Source organism: Citrobacter sp. JGM124 (assembly GCF_018257795.1).
Taxonomy (GTDB): Bacteria; Pseudomonadota; Gammaproteobacteria; order Enterobacterales; family Enterobacteriaceae; genus JGM124.
This window is the reverse complement of sequence record NZ_JAERJD010000023.1, coordinates 1-4,389: the sequence shown is the minus strand read 5'-3', so window position 1 is coordinate 4,389 and position 4,389 is coordinate 1. Positions and strand designations below refer to the sequence as shown.

Genomic DNA, 4,389 nt, shown 5'->3' with positions numbered 1-4,389 from the left:
TTATCCGTGTGCCCGGACACCACGATCAGCCAGCCGGGTTTCGCCCGGATGCCGACCAGCGAGTTGACCAGCATTTTAGTGGAACCCGGTTTAAGGCTGGACGTGCCCGAGTCGAACAGCGACAGGCTGTCGAGACGAATAATGTGTGGTGCTGACTCCGGCTGCCGTACCGGTTCAGCCCGGCGTTCCGGCTGCATTGATGGTACCCAGTCGTTTACGGCCTCTTCTACTACGGGCAGCAGACGCTGCCCCTGATACAATCCGAGACGATAGCGCACAGGCTCACCACGACGCTGCCAGTCATCAAGACGAGCCGCATCAGCCCGCAGGCGCTGTTGTGCACGGAGTTTCGGTGCAAACGGCGTATCGCCAAGGTGACGATATAAAGCAAGATGGTCGTCAATATGGCGGATCAAACGCTGGTTATTCACCCAGGAAGCCAGCATTGCCAGTGTAAGAAAAATACCTCCCATCAACCCGGCATAGCGCCAGAGCACCATCCTGCGGCTGACACCACGACGACGCGGCAGGGCTAATAGCAGCCGTTCAGGTAATGGTAAAAGATTATCGTTATCCGTCGTCTCTGGTGACAGCGCGGTGACAGACCCGATGTGCTGCTGCCAGAGATTGCCAGCAACAGCACTCACGGGTGCCATACATACCCCCTGAGCACAAAATTGCAGTGCCGGTAACTCTCTCTGACGGATTGACAACAGGCGGTTGACGACAGTTTCCTGCCAGGCTAACAGGCTATCCAGCCACAACCCCTGACTCAACCGGGAGAGTTGCTCATCAGGGCGTGCTTCCTGTGCCCATTCTCCCAGTGGCAGGCAGCCCTGATTTGGTGGGTAAACCTGAATACCCGTCCGATTGCTGGTCGCACTAAACCAGACAGGCTCTGACCCTGTACAAATAGCAGGAGGTGACACCCAAGCCACTATCCAGACGGGGGGAAAGCGTCCCAGATCTACACGGCACTGTACGACAGCACGCTGCCAGCCCCGCAGGCGCTGGGGAAAGTCGGCATCTGAAGTATGTCGTTCAGGCAACACCGCAAACATGACAGAAATCTGTGAGACCAGTGCCGGGCGCATCTGACTCAGCTCCCGGACCAGGGCCGGAAGCTGCCCGGCAGTTTTCACCCGCAGGTACCAGCCTTGACGCGTTTCACGATGGTGTGTCCCCTCAGAAAAAAGTGCCGTATTATCGCCACAAACCAGAATGACCACGCCCTGAAAATCTTCCGGAGGCAAGCTATCATCCACAATCTTTTTGGCTGTCATACGCCCTGCTTTAGGTATCCGGCATTGACGCCAGAGTGTCACGCCGCCGAGCAGAATAACCAGCAGGCTGAGCATCACCCGGCTTTCCGCTGACAGTGCCCAGAAACCGAGGATAAGCCACAGCGCCAGTACGACGCCCACTGCCGTTAACAGGCTCCGATAAAGATCACGCATGCTTTACCCCGGCCTGAACGTCTGGCTCACCAGTTCAGTGAGGGAAGACGAAAGAATAAACCACAGCGCGATCAGTGCGGCTGCCCCGAGGATCCAGGAAAGCCAGTACAGACGGCGGCCACTGGGCAGGCGGGAAGCTCTGACGATAATCGGCGCATCATGAGCAAGCGTGAAGGCTGGCACGCGATCACCCAACGCACGCATCACTTCTTCACGGCGATCGTCATCCTGCGTCCGGTACTGGCCAACAAACCCCAATTGCAGGGTACGGTACATGCAAATCAACACCGCCGTATCTGGCGCCGACGCGTTCAACAGGCTACGAATACGCTCCCACAACTCCTCACCCGCATTCAGGGTACCGAAAAAATGTGCCTGTAGCGGGTCACGGCGCCAGGTGAGGTAGCCATCGTCCTGGGTTCCTCGATTGAGGACACTTTCATCCAGCAGGGCACACAGGGCATAAACCATGTGATCCCGGCTGATATCGTTGTAGCCGGCATCTGAAAGAGACTTTCGCGCTTCCCGTACCAGACGACAGGCCTGCCGATAGAGGGCTTCCCCATCCCGGACTTCCTGCCCACCGCGTAACTGGCTGGCCATCAGCCAGCCCGGATAGAAAATCAGTTCTACCTGACTGAGGCTGGAGTTATTCATGTGCGCAGCACCGCAAAGAGTTCAAGTTTCACCTCCCCCAATGAACGTGGGGTATAAAAGGTGCAACTCCCCATCTCAAGCATGGCTTGCGCCGCATCTGAACTCAGATCCAGTGAGAAATACTGGTTCTCCAGACGCAGTGGGATCGCCGCCGGGACGTGCACCATAGGCTTGATAACCATCCCGCTCAGGGCGACGTTAACCACATCGGAGACATCCTCAAAACTGCCCGCTTTGCACAGTTGCGGAAACTTCGTTTGCAGTTCATGATTCGGCATCGAAGAGCGGACAGAAAGGTAGAAATCCGCCCCTTCACGCAGACGGGCATCATGCAGCCCCCCTTTCCAGATTTGATCGACATGCTCCAGCTGAATACTGATAACCCGGGATGGCAGGCTGGCTTCCAGCAATTTATCAAGCATCGCCAGCAACGGTGGAAATACACGTTCAGGCGCATCGTGCTGATAGGCAGGAATATCCCCGGCATCGTGCTCAAGTGAAAATGTCAGCAGGCTGCCCGCAAGACGGGTCAATTCACGATACAGCAACTCCGGATGACGATCCGGGGTTTGCAGCAGTTCAGCCAGCACTGGCTCTGCGCTGTTCAGGGCATTGAGCAACCAGAACAGGGATACATCTGCCACGGCAAAATCCGCAAGACGTTCGTTGCTTTCACGCCGCATCGCCATCAGACGTTTACGCCGCGCCTGCAGGCGAATCCGCAGGTCACCGAGTGTGTTCACCAGCGCCGGGCTTGCTGAAAGAGAGAGCAACGGTGGTATAAAAGATGGATCACGACACCATTGTCCCTGAGCGTTACGCACCAGTCGGGCTACCGGACAAGTCAGAAATGCGGCATTTTCCTGCGTGGATAAACGCAGCGTTATGGCATTGCGCAGAATAACCAGCTCACCACTTTCATGTCCGGCCAGTTCCTGAACCACGACACGCTCAGCTTTCCAGCGACGAGGACGTGCACTGTCCTGACCGTTGTCCAGGTTGGCACCACTGGCACTCAGTAGCGGCAGGGCAACAACGACGTCAACAACCTCACTGGCGTTTGCGACGGATAAGTCACAGACCGGCGGAAGGTTATCAGCCAGATCAGTATCAACAAGCGTGCCGTCCTGAAAACGCACCACCAGCCGATGGACATTCAGGCGTGACAACGCCAGGGCGGCGTCATCAAATTCAGCATTCACCACGCCCCAGGGATGAGAAATTCCCATCCGGGCAACCGTGTCGGCAATGTGTGCGCTCCAGCGATCCTGCTGCTGAAACTGTTGCGGTGCCAGTACAGCGCCATCCTCCCACAGTGGGCGATAAATTTTCATCCCTGCTCCTGCCTTTGGTATTAGGATTTCGCTTTCGGCATCTGGGAAACCAGCGACAGGCTGACATCCATGCCTTCCACCTGAAAGTGTGGCACCGCGTAGAGTTTCACCCGGAAGAAGCCCGGGTTATCTTCGATATCCTCCACCACCACCTTCGCCTCACGCAGCGGGTGGGAAGCCTGCAGTTCGTCACCCGGATCTGTCATTTCCGTCACCAGCCCGCTTATCCAGGTGTTCAGCTCCAGCTCCAGCAGACGCCTGTCTTTGGTGGTGCCGATATTTTCACGCTGGATAAGCTTCAGGTAATGGGCAATACGTGACAGCAGGAAAATGTACGGCAGGCGTGAGTTGATACGGCTGTTCGCCGTCGCATCCGCGGTGTCATACAGTGCCGGTTTCTGCGCAGAGTTAGCCGAGAAAAAACAGGAATAATCCCTGTTTTTATAATAACTCAGCGGGATAAAGCCCAGGTTTGAAAACTCAAACTCGCGGGTTTCCGGGATCATCACCTCTGACGGGATTTTTACCTGGCTGCCGGTGCCCAGATCATACAGGTGGATGGGCAGATCCTTCACCGCGCCGCCGGCCTGTGGGCCGCGGATCTGTACACACCAGCCGTTGTTGATAAAACTGCGCACCATGTTGGCCGCGAAAGAGAACGAGGCATTGGTCCACAGGTATTTGTCGTGGTCCGGCCCTTTCACCTCTTCAACGTAGTTAAAGCTGCGTACCGGCACGGTGTCCGGGCCATAGGGCAGCCGCCCCAGCACGCGCGGCATCACCAGCCCGATGTAGCGGGCGTCATCCGTGTCGCGGAAGGACTTCCATTTGATGTACTCGGCACGGTCAAAGTAGTTACCGATATCCTTGATGGCCGCAACCTCTTCCATGCTCTCTTTCAGGAAGAACGCCGGGCCTGCGGAGCCAATAAACGGCATATG

4 protein-coding genes are annotated in these 4,389 nt (G+C 56.6%); all 4 read right to left on the bottom strand.

Annotated features, from left to right (window positions below):
- A partial coding sequence (locus JK154_RS17465) for an OmpA family protein (RefSeq protein WP_211994006.1) occupies positions 1-1,457 on the bottom strand: 1,457 nt, incomplete at its 3' end.
- 3 nt (positions 1,458-1,460) lie between these two features.
- Entirely contained in the window at positions 1,461-2,114 is a 654-nt protein-coding gene (gene tssL / locus JK154_RS17460) for a type VI secretion system protein TssL, short form (RefSeq protein WP_211994004.1), read from the bottom strand.
- Entirely contained in the window at positions 2,111-3,448 is a 1,338-nt protein-coding gene (gene tssK, locus JK154_RS17455; protein ID WP_211994003.1) for a type VI secretion system baseplate subunit TssK, read from the bottom strand. Before tssK ends, tssL begins: the two co-directional genes overlap by 4 nt.
- 20 nt (positions 3,449-3,468) lie before the next feature.
- Positions 3,469-4,389 (bottom strand): type VI secretion system contractile sheath large subunit (gene tssC, locus JK154_RS17450; protein ID WP_211994001.1); only part of this gene is annotated, 921 nt, incomplete at its 5' end.